The organism is Dysgonomonas sp. Marseille-P4677, assembly GCF_016652235.1.
In the GTDB taxonomy this organism is placed as follows: Bacteria; Bacteroidota; Bacteroidia; order Bacteroidales; family Dysgonomonadaceae; genus Dysgonomonas.
The window spans coordinates 1-17,631 of sequence record NZ_JAEPKU010000043.1; the positions used below are offsets into that span (position 1 = coordinate 1).

The following is a 17,631-nucleotide window of genomic DNA, read 5'->3' on the forward strand; positions in this document are numbered from 1 at the left end:
ACGCTAATTTATGAACATTAAACGCAAAGAACGCAATTTATACATATAGATAAAGATAATTATTTATCTTTTGCCTTAGCCCAAGAATCTTTTAATGAAACGGTACGGTTGAATACCATATTATCTAAAGTCGAATCTTTATCTACACAGAAATAGCCTGTACGCTGGAATTGGAATTTATCGCCTGCTACAGCATTTTTTAGATACGCTTCCATTTTACAACCTCTAAGTACCTTCAAAGAGTCAGGATTTAATAATTCTTTGAAATCTCGTTCATCTTCCGACGGATTTTCAACAATAAATAGACGATCGTAAAGACGTACTTCTGCATCGAAGCAGTCGTTGGTAGATACCCAATGAATTGTACCTTTAACTTTGCGTCCACTTTCAGGCATTCCGCTTTTTGTCTGGGAGTCGTATTCGGCATATACCTCTACTACGTTGCCGGCATCATCTTTTTTACAACCTGTACATTTTACGATATAGGCATTTTTAAGACGAACCTCATTACCCGGAGTCAAGCGGAAATATTTCTTCGGAGCATCTTCCATGAAGTCATCTCTTTCAATAAATAGTTCACGAGAGAATAGGACGTTATGGCTTCCCGAATTTTCATCTTCCGGATTATTATGGGCTTCCATTATTTCGGTTTCTCCTTCCGGATAATTGGTTATAATCAGTTTTACAGGGTCTAAGATAGCCGAAACACGTGTTACTTTTTTATTAAGGTCTTCGCGTACAGCATATTCAAGTAGTCCTATATCATTGATGCCATCGTATTTTGTATATCCTATTCTATCTATAAAATTGTGGATAGATTCGGGTGTAAAACCTCTGCGTCTGAATCCACAAATAGTAGGCATACGAGGGTCATCCCATCCGTTAACAAGGTTTTCTTTTACCAGTTGTAGCAACTTACGTTTGCTCATAACTGTATATGTAAGGTTCAACCGGTTGAACTCATACTGACGGGGACGATAATCGTCTGTTTTTAGTTGGTCGATAAACCAGTCATAAAGTGGACGATGTACATCGAATTCTAAGGTACATAACGAATGAGTCACCCCTTCGAAATAATCACATTGACCATGCGCAAAGTCATACATGGGGTAGGCTTGCCACGTTTTTCCTGTACGGTGATGCGGATGATTTATAATGCGGTAAATAATGGGATCCCGGAAGTGCATGTTGGACGAGGCCATATCTATCTTGGCGCGTAATACCATACTACCTTCTTCGAAGTAACCTTCATTCATTTTTGCAAAGAGATCTAGGTTCTCTTCTATCGGACGATCTCTATAAGGACTGTTTTGCCCTGCCTGAGTAGGGGTACCTTTTTGTTTAGCGATATCTTCAGCAGATTGCTCGTCTATGTATGCTTTTCCTTCTTTAATCAGTTGGACTGCAAATTCCCATAGCTGAGTAAAATAATCTGACGCATAATATACATTTGCCCAGTCATATCCGAGCCATTGAATATCTTCTTTTATAGAATCTACATATTCTACATCTTCTTTTACGGGATTGGTATCATCGAAACGAAGGTTGCATATACCTCCATATTTTTGAGCAATACCAAAGTCGATGCAGATAGCTTTTGCGTGCCCTATATGTAAATAGCCGTTTGGTTCAGGAGGAAAACGTGTCTGGACACGGCTGTCGTTCTTACCTTCTTTTAGGTCGTTTTCAACTGCAACCTCTATAAAATTGAGGCTTCTCTTAGGCTCTTCTGTAGTTAAATTAATATCAGACATATGGCTGAAAATATATTAGTTTCTATATTATTAAGGTCGTTGACCTATTTATTACTTTGTAAGTGTAACTATTTTATATGCTATAACTCCTAATCGTATTACTAGATGTTTTTTCTATTGAATAATCAGTTTTGAGTAGCTTTACCAATGATATGATTATTGTATACCTCGTAAAACCTTTCATATTTTTCTGTTCCCTTGTATTGGGTGATAATTTCTTTAGCCTCTTTAAACACTCTTTCAGCTTCCTCCAAGTCTCCCTCTTTTATGTATTCTATAGATTTTTTTTCCAGTTCAGCAGCCTTCTTAGCATCACTTTCCAGAGATGAGCATGCCGATAAGGAAATGGCTACTAAAATAATATTCAGTATGAATACTTGTAATTTCATATAAATTTAAAATAAAGTTACAAAGGTAGAAATAAGTTACAAGTTACAAATCATATGTTCTAACTATTCTACACTATGGATAGTAGTCATGCACTGTATTTTAACTAAAGGAGGTAAAAGTGTGGCTTAGATTTTCCATCAAGAAATAGTGACTATTACAGAACAAGGTCCGCACAATACTGTGCAGACCCTGTTTTATATACTATTTTCTTTATTTATACTATTGTACAGGAATTTGAGGTAAATTCTCTGACGTTTTCTCTTCTTTAGATATTTCTTTTATTAGTGTATATTTTAGTGTTGAAGCATCCGCCGGAGGCATTTTAATTGTATCTACTTTTACTTCGAGCAGATATTCATATCCCGGAGTATATTGAAATCCTTCGATATTGTTGTAGAAAAATTCCCAATCTGTTTGCCCTTCTTTTTTAACAAGAAGGCATTTCATTGGCCCAACACCTACGCAGTCTGCTTGCTGAGAGGCAATTGTCAACTTCTCTGTATTTTCTGTCTTTTGTGTTTTTTGAGAACTATTGCATGATCCTAAGAATAAAGATATTGCGAATAGACTAATTATTACTTTATACATACTCTATGCTTTTTAGGTTGTACTACAAATATTTTTAATACTATTAAAACAATATTTTAGTTCTCTTTGTTCAGGACATATTCTACTTCATGTGCTTCTGTAAGTTGGGGAATCTCCAGTTTTCTTAACATTTTATCTAATATATTTTCCGGAACAGGCGAATCTCTTTTTAGATTTTGCGCTCTCCATATAGAATATGGTTTTTCTACATATACAATCTTTACTTTTGCTCCATATAGAGTAAATAAGTCTACCAGTTGCTGGCGCATTAAGCGTGTGATATTTGTTGCATTCCAAATGAAACTTTGTTTTTTACGTAGATATTTACGTGCCTGTTCTTTTGCCTCCTGTACAACACGTCCGGTTACAGACTTGTCGGAAGGGCTATATTTGTGATTGTGACGGATGGCATCGAGACTAATTACAGGGATATCTGACTTTAGAGATTTTACATAGTGATCTTTGCCCATACCCGGTAAACCGGCAATCATTGTAACCTCACATTTGAAATTGTCGAAAGGAACGTATCCTACATAGCCGTCAATAGTATTGAAATATTCGAATCGTGCATTCGGTGTCGGAAATTCCAAAGCTTTACCCCAACACTCTTGTTCTTTGCAAAACATTTCGAATAAATCCAGCGATTCGAGAAGAATAGGTAAATCGGAGCAATGCCTTCCTCGGGCATCGGCCTCTGCGAGTAATTTCAAGTGCTGTGTATTTAAGCGTAGTGATATGGCATGAATTCTTTTGGCCGGTTCAAGTTTTTCCATCAACCATAAGGGTAGACTGTGAAACCTAACTAATGATGCAATCTGTTCACGTATATGAAAAGGGGTAGGGATATCTTTGAATAAAATTTCTCTAGTAGTGTATTCTCCTTTACTTGAATGTCCGATTGCCGATATATTTCCTTCCCCCTCATCTTGCGAAGTAGATCGTTTCTCTACATCATGTAACAAAGAGGCAGCCCATAATATTTCCTGTTCCTGTTCCGATAATGTTTTATAAGCAGGGAGTTTGGTCAGTTCATCAAGTACCATTTGTGTATGTATAGCTACATCTCCTTCAGCATGGTGTAATTTGTGCTGAGGTACATTTTTCATATCTGCTACCCATGAGAATTGTTTCTCAAGATCATCCCAGTTTTTATTTTGTGTTATTTTCCAAATCATAATATATACTTTTTTTTATTGATTTATCTTTCTTTTTCCCAACTTAGTTGTGCACGTTTCCAATTGCGTGTCCAATGTTTGTTCGTTTTCACATGTCCTTTGCGTACATATTTGAATACATTCTGAGGAAAGTCTTTTACTGCATATTCATTAGAATTTCTGCTTACAATTCCTTCTCGAGTACAATCTTTTCCTGTTTGTGTATCAACTGATCCGAATATGGCTGGTTCGCCGGCCCAGGTCAATATCTGCTCTTTAAGTTTATCTTGTGTTAAATCTGTAACAGGTACAGTCGCTAATTCAGGCACTGTAGGAAAATCGAACATTGCGGCATAAAATTTTACCTCTTCCCACGATAGCCATTTATCGAGACTACGTACTGCGAATATATAATAATATGATTCTATTTGTTTATATTCGATAGAATGAACAGCGTATAGATTTTCACCAAAGAGCTCTATATCATCAAGATCATGTTTTATAATTTCCCATCGTTCACGTATTTGATTTGTCCAGGCCGAAGTTGTAGGTGCAACATGAGATCTGGCAAATACACCAAACCGATTAAGACAATTGTTTTCGCCATCCAGCTTCTCTGTATGTACGAGAGTTTCTATTTGTTGGATATTGTCCCAGTATGTATAATTAATTCGGTCGTCGCTCGTTGTCCCGGGCGAAAAAGGGAAATGATATGTACGACCATATTTTTGTGATAACATAATGTAATTGTTTTTAGTTTTTAGAATACAATAACAGACAAGACCCGTAAGTTGGAACTTACAGTCTTGAAGGAGGAGGGACGGTTCCCTCTATGTAGACTAAACAATTACATAGCATTTTATATAAAGTAGTTGTTAAATATTTTAAGTAAAGATAGGGAAATTTATCAACTAAACCAAATTAGACATTCCTATCAGATTATGTGTATAAGTGAAAGTGTTCAAAAGTAAAAGCGCATATCTAATAAATCAGATATGCGCTTTTACTTATATCGATAAATATTATTCTTCTACAGATAAACTTGGAGAATCTTCTTCTAACTCCTCATCGTCCTCATCGTTTTCTTCTTTCGGTGCAGGTTTAACCATAAACCTACTTAGTTCGAATAAGAAATAAAGAGGTATAAATACTACTGATAGAGTGAATGGATCACTTGATGGCGTAATAAATGCAGATAGTACAAGTAAACCCACGATCGCATGTCTTCTAAATTTCTTAAAGAACGATCTGTTCAGTAGACCAAGTTGTGATAAGAACCATGATACCAAAGGTAGCTCAAATACAATACCCATAATAAATACGAGCATCAAGAACATGTCCATATATGAATCAAGAGAAATGGTATTTTCTATCATTTCACTCAGTTGGTAAGTTGCCAGGAATCGGAATGTCATCGGAAATACAAGAAAATATCCGACTGCACATCCAATGAAGAACATTGTAGTACCAAATAAGAATACCCATTTGACACTTTTTCTTTCACTGGCATATAATGCAGGGCTGACAAAACGCCATATCTCAAATATGAGGTATGGAAAAGTTAAGATCAGTGCCAACCAGAAAGAGGTGGTCATGTGCCTGAAAAATTGCGATGTCAAGTTGTAATTTATAATTTTGACATAAAATGTACTATCGCAGAAATCGGGTAAAAAAGGTATTGCTGATGTAGCATAACATAAATACTTATACAATACAAAATCGGCACGGGTTGGTCCCATTATCCACGTATCGTATATATACGGCATTACCACAAAGCCAAGTATTGCAAAAACAAATAATGCTATAATAGACCTTACTATAGTCCATCTAAGTTCCTCTAAATGATCCCAAAAGGACATTCCTTCGTTGTTCTCTTCCATAGAAAAGTATGATCTCAGTCTTTTTTAGTTTTGTCGTCGTTTCCCTCTATATCGTCTTCTATACCTTTGACTCCTTCCTTGAAGTTCTTAATTCCTTTTCCAAGACCTTTCATCAGTTCAGGTATTTTGCGTCCACCGAAAAGTAGAAGTACAACTATAGCTATGATTATTATTTCTCCTGTACCCAGGTTTCCTAAAAACAAAAGTGTATTCATGATTTTATTTTTTTAGTGTTATTTTAAATCGTAAGGCATTATTATTTAGTACTTGATATAATTATAAAGAGGCTTATTATCGTTAATATATATCTATTTTATATTCATCAGCTAAAAATAATATAAATATTACCGAAAACGCTGTATAGATGATAGATTTATTACTTTTTTAACAATAAAAAGGATTATGTCATCATGTGGATAAAATAAGGTTTTCTTCTATTCCAGGTGTATAATACATTTTATATTCTCCTGCTTCATCATAAATGAAAATAGCATCCAGTTCTGGAAATAAATTTATCCATTCTAGCGCTTTTTCTACGCCTGCTACCAGAAATGCTGTGGCAAAAGCATCTGCTGTGATAGCATCTTTAGCTATTACAGTAGTAGATAGTAAATTATGCTTTACCGGATATCCTGTCGCCGGATTTATAGTATGCGCGACTTTTTGACCATTTTCGATATAAAACTGTCGGTAATTTCCTGATGTGGCAATTCCTCTATCCGTAATTTGTAATATGACCTGCAAATTTTGCCCTGGTATCGGGTTGTCTTCAGATGGGCGATCTATTCCTATTCGCCATGCTTGTCCTTCTGTATTGACTCCCTTTAGGCGGATCTCGCCACCTATTTCAACCAAGAAGTTTTCACAACCATATTCTTCAAGAACAAGTGATATTAAGTCGGCAGAATATCCTTTGGCAATTGCATTCGCATTTAATACTATATTAGGATTAGACTTTATTACAAAATTGTTTTCGATACGTATTTTGTCCATTCCTATATGTTGCTTTAGATCTGTTATTTGTGCTTCATTAGGAATGTGTTTTTCTTGAGAGCTAAATCCCCATGCTCTAAAAAGAGGTTCAGCCGAGATGTCAAATGTTCCCTCAGTTAAGTTGCTTATTTCCTTAGCTTTGTTAAATACGGTTTGAAAAAAGTAGTCTGTTTCTATTTTTTCATTTCTGTTTACTCGTGATATAATTGATGTTTCATCATATACCGAGAGTGATTTTTCGAATTGAACCAATAAAGCTTCTATTGCAGGCTGAAAGTCACGATCTTCATCATCCTGATAAATAATATTGTAGCTTGTACCTTCTGCTGTTCCTTGTATATTGTAATAGAAGGTGCCGTTATCGGCCATTACTGTGTTCATAATCTATATAGAATAAGGGCAAGCTCTTAAAGCCTGCCCCTTATTTTATTTTACTTATTGTAACTTTCTTTTACCAATGGGCAATTTAAAAGATATTCTAGACTTTGTTTTACACTTTCCACAGGTTCGAAATTGTATTTCTCTACTTCTACTACAAGATGTTTTGTTCCTGCAGCATCCGTATTTTTGAAAATAGCGTCGAAGCCGACCATACCACTTTGTCCAAGCTCTTTATTGTCTTTAATATGTAGGAGGGTGAAACGATTTTTGTATTTGTTGAAATAGTCTACAGGGCTTTGTTGTCCTCTTACTACCCAATAAACATCCATTTCGAAAAATACATATTCAGGATTTGTATTTTCAATCATATAATCAAGCATCACTTTGTCCTCTACTTTTTCGAACTCGTGTGCATGGTTATGATATCCGAACGACATACCGTTTTCTTTACATCTTTTACCTACTTCGTTGTAATATTCGCAATATGTTTGCAGGTCCTTTAATGTTTTAGGAACTTCCATCCAAGGGGTTACTATGTATGACATACCAGCAGCTTTGTGAGCGGCAATACATTGATCCCACCATGTCAAAGATTCTGTAAAGTCTTTGCTGGCCAATTCTTTTTCAGATAGTTGTTTTCCTGTATGAGAAGATAATACTTTCATTCCCGCTGCTTCAATATCAGCTTTGAATTCTTCAGGTGATTTACCGTAGAATTTCCCATCACCGTAATTTGCTGCTTCAACAGCAGTATATCCCATTTCACCTGCTTTTTTGATTGTACCGGCATAATCTTTGGATATATCATCTCTCAGAGAATATAGCTGCAAAGCGATATCCTTTTTTACAGGTGCTTTTTGGGCATCTGCATTCTCTGCCTTAGGTGTGCAAGAAGCAAGTATTAGAAAGGCTGTGAGAAGAAACATTGATATTTTCATGTTATTAATTATAAGATAAGATTTGTTTAAACTATCAAATCCATTGCAAGGGAAAGACTTCCCTCGCATGGATTTGACTTTTATTTAATAGAAAAAATTAGTTGACTAATTAGTCAAGGATTTTTACCTTAATATTTCGGAACCAAACATCATCTCCATGATCTTGAAGACCGATATATCCTTCTCTTTCAGGACCTCCAAGATTGTTCAGCAATTGGAAAGCCAAAGGCCATTTAGCTTCACTAAATTTACTTGCTTGAAGGAGTTCTGTCCATTGAGGAGTCCATAAATGATATTCAACAACGTTTTCGCCGTTTTGGCCATGAACAACAGTTCCTTTATAAACCATGATCTTACCTGTATTCCATTCTCCAAAAGGTTTAGAATTTTGAGGAACGGCAGGGATCATATCGTAAAGAGATGCTGATTGACGATTGTTATCCTTACCCATTTTTGCGTCCGGATGATTAGCATTGTCAAGTATTTGGTATTCAGGAGAAGATATGTAAATAGGTTCCATCTTCTTATTTCCTTTATCATCGGTCGATTCAACCTCTTGAGCAAGGAAGAAAACTCCGGAGTTACTACCTTTAGCAACCTTCCATTCAAAAGTAAGCTCGAAGTTTTTAAATTTATGAGCAAAGATTATATCTCCACCATCTTTTTCTTGAGCTTCTCCGCCACCTGTTCCATTAAACTTGATAGCGCCCTCGTCAATAATCCATTTTCCAGGGATAGCGTCTTTTCCATAACCGCGCCATCCTTTAAAAGATGTACCATCGAATATAGAAATATAACCATCCTTATCAACAGCAAACGATTCTTCAACTTTTACACTATCTTTTAATGGTTGTGTATTAATAGCTAGTTGAACAGTCTCTGCATCTTTACTCTCTTCTTTATTAGTGTCTGCTTTTTTTCCTCCACCGCAAGCAACTAATGCTCCTGCGATCATAACACAGCCGATACTATAAAATAATTTTTTCATCTTTATTTATCTGGTTAAATTTAACAAAATCTAATTATCTAGGCATTTCAGGTAGTTTCCAACCATTTCTGTAAGTATGGCTTATCAATTCTTGAGCAAATGCTTGAGCATTGATCGGATCTGTCATATCCTTATTAAATGAAGGATGCCCATCTTTAATGGTGAAACCATCTTTAATAACGATCTTCAACTCTTCGTCGGAACCGATGTTAGTGAAACGCATATTATCTCCATCCCATAGTAATTCCTTGTTCAAGGCTTGTAGACGAATAGCCAATACTCCCATCACTACCATTTCGTTGAATGGGCCTGCTTCACTGAAGTCAGAAGCCGTTTTCACACGGTTTTCAGGACTTTCTTTACATGCACGTACCCAATCCATCTCGTGAGATGTAGTTACACGGCGTTGTGTCTTTGGTGCATTCGGAACGCGACCAGACAACAACCAAGGGTTCACACCGTAGCATCCGCAAATTAGCGTGTCTTTTGTACCATGGAAGATAACCAATCCACCACCGTCACCCATCAATTGTTTTCCTTGAGGGAATCCTTTCGGACGATCCGGCATCATACCTCCATCATACCAATGTACTTCTACTTCAGGCATAGCCACTTTAGGCATATTATCACGAGCCGGGAATGTTAATCTTACATGCTGAGCCTGCGGAGCGCAATCTCTAAGTAGCAATGTAGAAGAACCTTGTACCTTTGTAGGATAACCCAACTTCAAGCCCTTGAATACCGGATGCATGATGTGGCATGCCATGTCGCCCAAAGCACCTGTACCATACGCCCACCAGCCGCGCCAGTTCCATGGATGATAAATATTATTGAATGGTTTCAGTTCTGCTGGACCTGTAAACAAATCCCAGTTCAGAGTAGACGGAATCTTATCGGCTTTTTCCGGAGTCATTAGTCCCTGTGGCCAGATAGGACGGTCTGTTGCACATTCTACTTTTGTTACTTCACCTATCTCCCCATTAGCGATCCATTCGCATACAAGATTTACTCCTTCGCCCGATGATCCTTGGTTACCCATTTGAGTAGCAACTTTGTGTTTTGCTGCTAATTTTGTCAACAAACGAGATTCATAGACAGAGTGTGTAAGAGGTTTTTGGCAATACACATGCTTGCCCATAGTCATTGCGTCTGCTGAGATGATAGCATGAGTATGGTCGGCAGTAGCAACAATAACAGCATCTATGTCTTTACCCATTTCGTCATACATTTTGCGGAAATCCCAGTATTTCTTCGCATTTGGGAAACGATCGAAAACACCTTTTGCATATCTCCAGTCCACATCACATAACCCTACAATGTTTTCTGTTTTTTCTACTTGCTTGATGTTTGCGTGTCCCATACCTCCGATACCTACTGCCGCAATGTTCAGTTTATCGCTAGGTGCTACATGTCCGAAATTTTTCCCCAAAACTGTACTTGGGATGATCGTTAGACCGATCGCTGCTTTTGCCCCTGTTGAAAGGAACTTTCTTCTCGAAATGTCTGATGCCATAACTTTTTTTGTTTTTTAGGTTAATAATATTCTCTAGATTTAATGGTATTATTAGTTTAATTCACCTCTGATAATTTCCTCCTTTTCTTTATCCCAATACATGGTACGTCCTTCGAGATAGGCTCGGGTTCCCATGTGAGCAGTAATAGCTTCTTCGAATGCAGCATCTATGCCACATGAGGTTTTCTTATTTGTGTCGCGTATACATTCGAGCCATTCTCTTATATGCAGGAATGTTGTATCATAACGCTTACCCCCCAAATAAGAATAGAGCAATCCTCTTTGAGCAAAATACATTTCTGTGGCTGAGGTTATTGCATCTACATTGCTTTTACCTGGTACATATGTATAGAAGGGAACATCAGGTTTGATAATTCCTTTATCCAGTTTTTCTTTATATCTAGTTGAAAATGGATCTATTTTTACAGTCAGAGTATCTCCTACTTCCATCGAAGCATCGTGTCCCATAATTACTTTACCTCTGTTACGGGCATTAGCTTGAGTGGCACTATAAAGCATTGTCATATTTGTGTCGGGGAACTCGAAGGTTGTTTGTAAGACATCTGGTACAGTTCTTCCGTCCTTAAAAAAGTATACACCTCCCGACGATGTTGCCGAATGGGGGATACCTACACCCATTAACTGGTTAACGGCGTCATATTCGTGAGTTAATAAGTCTCCACTAAGGCCTGTACTATAATCCCACCAACAACGCCAACGGAAAAAGCGTTCCAGACTAAATTTGCTTCTGTCTTCCGGTCCTACATATTTTTCCAGCTTGTATTTGGTCATATAGTCCGTGTACTCTTTTATACGTTCTTGGTTCCCTTCAAATTGTTTCCAATCGATAGTCTGAGGATTTGCAGTTGGATCTATGTTATATACCCATGCTCCATTAGGATCGTTTCTATTTGTACAAACTTCGATAAGGCTTATTGACCCCAGAAGCCCTTTGTCTATTATTTCTTTAGCTTTATGGTAGCTATCTACTTGGCGTCCTTGGTGTCCAAGCTGGAACACTATACCCGTATTTTTGATAACTTCTCTTACCATATACGTTTCAGGAACAGTCCATGAGAGAGGTTTCTCTACATATACATGTTTGCCCGCTTTTGCTGCATCCATTGCCATAGTACTATGCCAGTGGTCAGGAGTAGCTATAATAACAGCATCAATATCGTCGGCAGCCAGCATTTCCTGATAGTGACGATAGCGTTTCGGAGCTGGTCCTAAGGTTCCGCCATTTCCTTCTCTATTTATATTTGCACCGGCAGCAATACCTTCTTCGGCAAATGTGTCAAAAATATCGCACACTCCTGTGATAACGATATTCAGATCTTCTTGAGCCTTAAAATCAACGTAGCGTGTGTCTTTTTTATCTTTTTTGGATTCGTCAATCAATTCTTGTAAAGCTTTAGGGCTCGCAAATCCTGCCGCTCTGAGGAGTTGTTTTCCTCGTATACCACAGCCTATAATACCTATACGAATCTGTTTTCCATTAGGTTGTAATTCGGCTATTGTAGCGCTATCTTTACTTAGTCTGAATACGTCGCTTACGTCTCGGAGTGTTTTGTCATGTTTTTGTTTACTGTATACTCCGTAAGCTAATGCACCTAAAACAGGGATAGTGGCCAGTGCTTTTATTGCATCACGTCTGCCTTGCGATTCGGGCAGATAGTTATTGTCAGATGCTTTTGTATCTTTGTTCTTATCTTTATCTTCAGGAAGAATTTGGTCTTCAGATGCCATAGTATTATAATATGTTAGCTGGATTTACATTTACATAATTTACAAATATATCGGTCAAGCCCAATAATACGGGACGTAGGGAAGTATATTAACACCATTAATGCCCCTATTTCAATCAGGTTTTTATCAACCCACAAATATGATCCTTCGGTAGGCATCATATACTCAGCTCCTATGAAAGGAGGATGAGAAAGATAGTACATGGCCAGGAAAAATATACCTCCAATAGAGGCGATACGTGAGAAACATCCCAGGATTAGGGCTAATCCAATCAATGTAAGTCCATATATATTAAAGTAATTAGAAACTGCCAGTAGGCCTGGGTTGTCGGCTAAACTGTGAAAGTATTCGGCAAAGAATCCTTGCGAATCCATCAAATATGGATAAGCAGTCCAGCCTGAGTTTAAAATTTTCACAATTCCCTCGTACAGAAAATGCCAACCGATAAGAAGTCTTAATATGACTAGCCAAAAGGTTTGCATGCGCGAGTAAGGAGTTTGTTTATTCATGGATAAAAGTTAATAAATAAATCGTTTTAATTTTGATATTTTGACAATATTGTATCTTTCAAAAAAATGGAATAAATATCTAATTAACCAAGGTCTTGAAATTTTTCTTCTAATAATCCTTTTCATGGGCTCATCCTTGTTATCATAGGATTAGGTTAATGCAAAGGTGGAAATAAAGCTAGGAATATTTTGAGTGAATAATTATTTTATTTTGTTAAAAAAGGTTGGCAGAGTACAGTGAGTGTATACCAATATGATAAAAAGGATACCTTTTTGGCTCAATATGACACTCCTCCTTTGTCAGCAGGATATACAATTCCTAGTTGTTTCCTTATTTCATCTATGATTTCTATTGTTATTAGTGAATTTTCGAGACTATTAATTTCCGATTCTTTCCTCTCTTGTATTATTAAATTTATGAACTCAGCTATTTCATAATAATATTCATGGATTGTATTTGGTTTACTTATCGTAATTTCTTCTCCGTTTCTGTATTTTAGGCTGACCTTATTTATAATATTAATTCTGTCGGCTGTTATTGTTCCTTCTTCTCCCTGTATTTCTGTGGGCAAAGTTGAATCGGCTATTTTCGAATATATCACAGTTGCATTCATCTCGTCGTAGTCGAAATTTACACCTCCTTGCCCATCAACTCCTGTCGAAAGGATTAACCCCGTTGCATTGATTTTTTTAGGGCGACCAAATAAAACGACCATCGGATATATAGTATATACTCCAAGATCCATTACAGCTCCATTAGATAGTGAGGGATCAAAAGCATTCATTACAATTCCCTCTTTCAGCTTATCATATCTTGATGAATATTGGCAGTAGCAAGAGAAGTACCGACGTATCTTTCCTATTTTGCCTATATTATCTTTTATTGCTGTAAAATTGGGAGTTAAGCTAGGCTTCATTGCTTCCATCAAAACCACATTATGCTTCTTAGCCGCAGCTATCATTGCATGTACTTCTTTTGCGTTTGAGGCAAAAGGTTTTTCGCATAGTACATGTTTGCCATGTTGCATAAATAAAATACTCTGCGAGGCATGAGCATAATTTGGTGAAGCAATATAAACGGCATCAATCAGGTTGCTCTCGGCCATTGCCTCTAATGATGTAAAAGTATATGGTATATTAAACTTTCGGGCGAAGTCTTCAGCTCGTTCCTGAGTGCGGGAATATACTGCTATGAGTTCGAAGCGGGCATCATATTTCGCGGCATCTAATATTTTTTCAGTAATAAAGTTAGTACCAATTATACCGAAACGTACTTTGGGCAAAGGATTATTTAACAATGTCATGATAAAAAGGTTCAGCTACTACAAAAGTAAGAATTTAAAAGACATAAATACAAATATAAGGCAGTATATCTTTCAATTGTAAAGAAAAAATTAATTTCTACCATATTTTAGGTATATAAATACCATATAGAAGGGATTTCACGGAATAGTACGACATTATACTTTTGTAATAAATATTATCTGTTTTTAACTGGTTAATATTTATGAAACCTATAAAGATTGTTTGAGTAAATAAAAAAGCTATGTCGCAACTAACGAAAATCAAATTGTTATTATTATTCAATGTCTTTGCATTATTAACACTCGCTCAGACAAATGATAGTTTTGTCTTAAAAGGACGTGTTACAGATGCCGCAGGCATTGAGCTTACAGGTGTAACTGTACAAATTAAAGGAAATGCCCGTACAGGAACATTAACTGATATTAATGGGTATTATTCGATCTCTGTAGAGAAGAATAATATTTTAGTTTTTTCATTTTTAGGCTTTGAAACCCATGAAGCAAAGATATTAACCAATAGTCCTCTGGATGTTGTTCTTAGAGAAAAAAGTACCGAACTGGATGAAGTGGTAATCACATCATTGAATATTCCTCGCGAAAAGAAAGCGCTCGGTTATGCTGTTCAAGGAGTATCCGGGCAGGCTTTGGAAACCAGGCCAACAAATGCATTGAGTGCATTGTCGGGTAAGATATCGGGGATGCAGGTTATTTCCAGTGGAGGTAATATGGGAGGATCATCGCGGGTTACACTTCGTGGTATAAATTCCATTACAGGGAATAATCAACCTTTATATATCATAGATGGTGTTCCGTTAGATAATACCGATATGAATACATCTGCCACAATTAACGGTAGTGCAGGGAAAGACGTGGGAAGTACTATTCAAGATATCAACCCGGATGACATATTGGATATAAGTGTACTGAAGGGCCCATCTGCCGCTGCTCTTTACGGAACACGTGCCGCTAATGGTGTAATTCTGATCACGACAAAAAAAGGGGATAGAAATGATGACCGTATCGATATACAGGTGAATACAGGTATCGAATTTGAAAAAGTAGTACGTTTACCTAAAAGACAGAAATTGTATGGAGGTGGCTATAGTACTACATTCCAGAAAGCAACTATCGACGGAAAAGAATATAGCATAGTGGATTATGCAGCAGATGAAAGTTGGGGACCTAAACTCGATGGTACTCCCGTGCTTCATTGGTACAATCTAGATCCTGAATATGAAGGTGATTATCTTAATCCACAACCTTGGGTATACCCGGAACATGATGTAACTGATTTTTTCAATACCGGGGTTTCCAATACAAATAATATTGCTTTATCAAAGAATACGACAAAAGGAGCTTTTCGTGTATCCTTTACCAATAAGAATGTGAAAGGGACTGTTCCTAATTCTTCATTAGGGCGTAATTCCATAAATATATCGGGTAGTACAAAAGGATCGCTTGTCTCATTTTTTGGAAATATAAATTATATAAATAATAAATCTACAGGTCGTCCTTGGACAGGAGCCTCTAACCGCAATATCATGCTCGAAGCATATCAGTGGGGGCAAGTACAGGTAGATTATCGCAAATTGAAGGAATATAAAAGAGCCGATGGAACTCCTCGTGCATGGAATAGAACCAGTTGGAATAACACTGCTGCCGGAGAAAAGACAAAATATATAGACAATCCGTATTGGTCGGCATATGAAAGCTATTTGGCCGAAGATCGGGATCGTTTTTATGGAAACGTAGGATTGACCATAACCCCTACAAAATGGCTAAGCTTGACAGGTCGCATAAATGGAGATGTATACCAATATAATTCTCAAGATCGTATAGCTTATTATTCCCGTTCACAGTCTCAATATCAGGAATATTCTCAGAAATTCGATGAATTCAATTATGAGTTTCTGGCAACTACAAATAACCGTTGGGGAGATCACTCACTGGTTACTAATTTGGGTGCAAACTATATGAGACGTAATAGACAGGTGAGTGATATACAAACATCGGGTGGATTGGCTATCCCTGAATATTATAGCCTGAATAATGCAGCTTCAATAATAGTAAATCCTTCTACAGGGCTTTATAAAAAAGCGATATCGTCTGTTTACGGAAGTGTTTCCTACGGATGGAAAAGCCTCTTGTATCTGGATGGAACATTGCGTAACGACTGGTCTTCTACTTTGCCCGAGGATAATAATTCATTCCTTTATCCATCCATTACATCGTCTTTTATCTTGACAGAGTTACCTGCATTAAAAGAGCAAAATTGGCTCTCGTTTGCAAAAGCTCGCCTTGGATGGGCACAGGTGGGTAACGATACAGACCCATATCAGTTATATAAAACATATGAAGCGTTGAATTCATTTAATGGGAATATAGCTTATGTTCTACCTGATAAATTAAATAATCCTGAATTGAAGCCGGAAATTACTTCCTCTTGGGAAGCTGGTTTGCAATTACAATTGTTTAATAATCTATTAGGACTGGATGTTACTTACTACAATAATAACAGCCGCGACCAGATTATTTCATTACCGACGTCAGATGCTTTTGGATACAGTAATAAATTAATTAATGCCGGCAAGATAAATAATAAAGGAATTGAAGCTACATTAACCATAAATCCTATCAGACAAAAAGATTGGAATTGGACTGCAATAGCTAACTTTTCGAAGAACAGTAATAAGATAATAAAATTGTCGGATGCAGTGAATACTTTACAGTTGAGTAACACTCTGGTTTCCTTGGTGGCAAAAGAAGGAGACAGCTATGGTCAGATAATGGGGTACGATTTTGTATATGCTTCTGATGGGCAAAAAGTAGTGGATAAAGATGGTGTCTATATGCGTACAGACCAGTTTGTACCACTAGGAAGTGTACTTCCCGATTTCTTATGGAGTTTTCAGAATCAATTGAGATATAAAGATTTTACATTCGGTTTCCTTATCGATTCGCGTGTAGGAGGAAAATTATTCTCTCAGACCTATAAGGTGGCTATGTATTCCGGTATTCTGGAATCTACAGCTGCAAACAATATCCGTGAAACTGGAGTAGTTCTGGATGGAGTTACAGGTAATGTTGTTTTCAATGCTGATGGTACATATACAGTAAGTAATACAGCTCAAAACACAAAGAATGTTACCGCTCAGGCATGGGCACAAAATCAATATAATGGGCCTACAGCTTATACTGTATTCGATGCCACTTTTATTAAACTGAGGGAATTGACATTAGGGTACACTTTCAAACTGCCGAAATGGAAAATAGAAAGTGTTAGTGTAACAGCCTACGCCCGTAACATTTGGAATATATATACCAAGAGTAAAGACATAGATCCTGAAATAACAAACAGTAGTGGTAATGTACAGGGTATAGAAGGAGGGAATATACCGACACCGTTGACATATGGATTAAATCTTGGTTTCAAATTTTAAAGAAAAGTGTCGTTCTGAGCTTAGTGAACGGAATAAAAAAGGGACTTCAC

Annotated in this window: 15 protein-coding genes; 1 reads left to right on the plus strand and 14 read right to left on the minus strand. The window is 37.0% G+C overall.

The window, feature by feature from the left end:
• Positions 1 to 59: 59 nt before the first annotated feature.
• From JGH11_RS09285 to JGH11_RS09350, 14 genes are all read right to left on the minus strand, one after another.
• Positions 60 to 1,754, minus strand: a complete 1,695-nt coding sequence (locus JGH11_RS09285) for a glutamine--tRNA ligase/YqeY domain fusion protein (RefSeq protein WP_201111305.1) — start codon at positions 1,752 to 1,754, stop codon at positions 60 to 62.
• 125 nt (positions 1,755 to 1,879) lie between these two features.
• Positions 1,880 to 2,143, minus strand: coding sequence for a hypothetical protein (locus tag JGH11_RS09290; protein WP_201111306.1), 264 nt, complete (start codon positions 2,141 to 2,143; stop codon positions 1,880 to 1,882).
• Positions 2,144 to 2,363: 220 nt separating this feature from the next.
• On the minus strand, positions 2,364 to 2,732 hold the full coding sequence (locus JGH11_RS09295) for a DUF4377 domain-containing protein (RefSeq protein ID WP_201111307.1): 369 nt from the start codon (positions 2,730 to 2,732) through the stop codon (positions 2,364 to 2,366).
• Positions 2,733 to 2,788: 56 nt separating this feature from the next.
• Complete coding sequence (locus JGH11_RS09300; protein ID WP_201111308.1) at positions 2,789 to 3,907, minus strand: AAA family ATPase; 1,119 nt, start codon at positions 3,905 to 3,907, stop codon at positions 2,789 to 2,791.
• A 23-nt stretch (positions 3,908 to 3,930) separates the two neighbouring features.
• Positions 3,931 to 4,626, minus strand: a complete 696-nt coding sequence (locus JGH11_RS09305) for an RNA ligase family protein (protein WP_201111309.1) — start codon at positions 4,624 to 4,626, stop codon at positions 3,931 to 3,933.
• Positions 4,627 to 4,908: 282 nt separating this feature from the next.
• Complete coding sequence (gene tatC / locus JGH11_RS09310; RefSeq protein WP_201111310.1) at positions 4,909 to 5,766, minus strand: twin-arginine translocase subunit TatC; 858 nt, start codon at positions 5,764 to 5,766, stop codon at positions 4,909 to 4,911.
• A 14-nt stretch (positions 5,767 to 5,780) separates the two neighbouring features.
• Positions 5,781 to 5,981: a twin-arginine translocase TatA/TatE family subunit gene (gene tatA / locus JGH11_RS09315; RefSeq protein ID WP_201111311.1), complete on the minus strand. Its 201-nt coding sequence runs from the start codon at positions 5,979 to 5,981 to the stop codon at positions 5,781 to 5,783.
• A 193-nt stretch (positions 5,982 to 6,174) separates the two neighbouring features.
• Positions 6,175 to 7,140: an FAD:protein FMN transferase gene (locus tag JGH11_RS09320; RefSeq protein ID WP_201111312.1), complete on the minus strand. Its 966-nt coding sequence runs from the start codon at positions 7,138 to 7,140 to the stop codon at positions 6,175 to 6,177.
• A gap of 50 nt (positions 7,141 to 7,190) precedes the next feature.
• On the minus strand, positions 7,191 to 8,078 hold the full coding sequence (locus JGH11_RS09325; RefSeq protein WP_201111313.1) for a sugar phosphate isomerase/epimerase: 888 nt from the start codon (positions 8,076 to 8,078) through the stop codon (positions 7,191 to 7,193).
• Positions 8,079 to 8,187: 109 nt separating this feature from the next.
• Positions 8,188 to 9,066: a DUF1080 domain-containing protein gene (locus JGH11_RS09330; protein WP_201111314.1), complete on the minus strand. Its 879-nt coding sequence runs from the start codon at positions 9,064 to 9,066 to the stop codon at positions 8,188 to 8,190.
• 34 nt (positions 9,067 to 9,100) lie between these two features.
• Positions 9,101 to 10,579 (minus strand): Gfo/Idh/MocA family protein, encoded by a 1,479-nt coding sequence (locus tag JGH11_RS09335; RefSeq protein WP_201111315.1) that lies wholly within the window; start codon positions 10,577 to 10,579, stop codon positions 9,101 to 9,103.
• 51 nt (positions 10,580 to 10,630) lie between these two features.
• Positions 10,631 to 12,328, minus strand: a complete 1,698-nt coding sequence (locus JGH11_RS09340) for a Gfo/Idh/MocA family protein (protein WP_201111316.1) — start codon at positions 12,326 to 12,328, stop codon at positions 10,631 to 10,633.
• 14 nt (positions 12,329 to 12,342) lie between these two features.
• A complete protein-coding gene (locus JGH11_RS09345; RefSeq protein WP_201111317.1) occupies positions 12,343 to 12,837 on the minus strand; it encodes a DoxX family protein in 495 nt (164 codons plus the stop codon).
• A 278-nt stretch (positions 12,838 to 13,115) separates the two neighbouring features.
• The gene (locus JGH11_RS09350; RefSeq protein WP_201111318.1) at positions 13,116 to 14,141 is read right to left on the minus strand and encodes a Gfo/Idh/MocA family protein; all 1,026 of its coding nucleotides are present in this window, start codon (positions 14,139 to 14,141) and stop codon (positions 13,116 to 13,118) included.
• 242 nt (positions 14,142 to 14,383) lie between these two features.
• Between JGH11_RS09350 and JGH11_RS09355 the strand changes: the two genes are divergently transcribed.
• A complete protein-coding gene (locus tag JGH11_RS09355; RefSeq protein WP_201111319.1) occupies positions 14,384 to 17,581 on the plus strand; it encodes a SusC/RagA family TonB-linked outer membrane protein in 3,198 nt (1,065 codons plus the stop codon).
• Positions 17,582 to 17,631 lie beyond the last annotated feature (50 nt).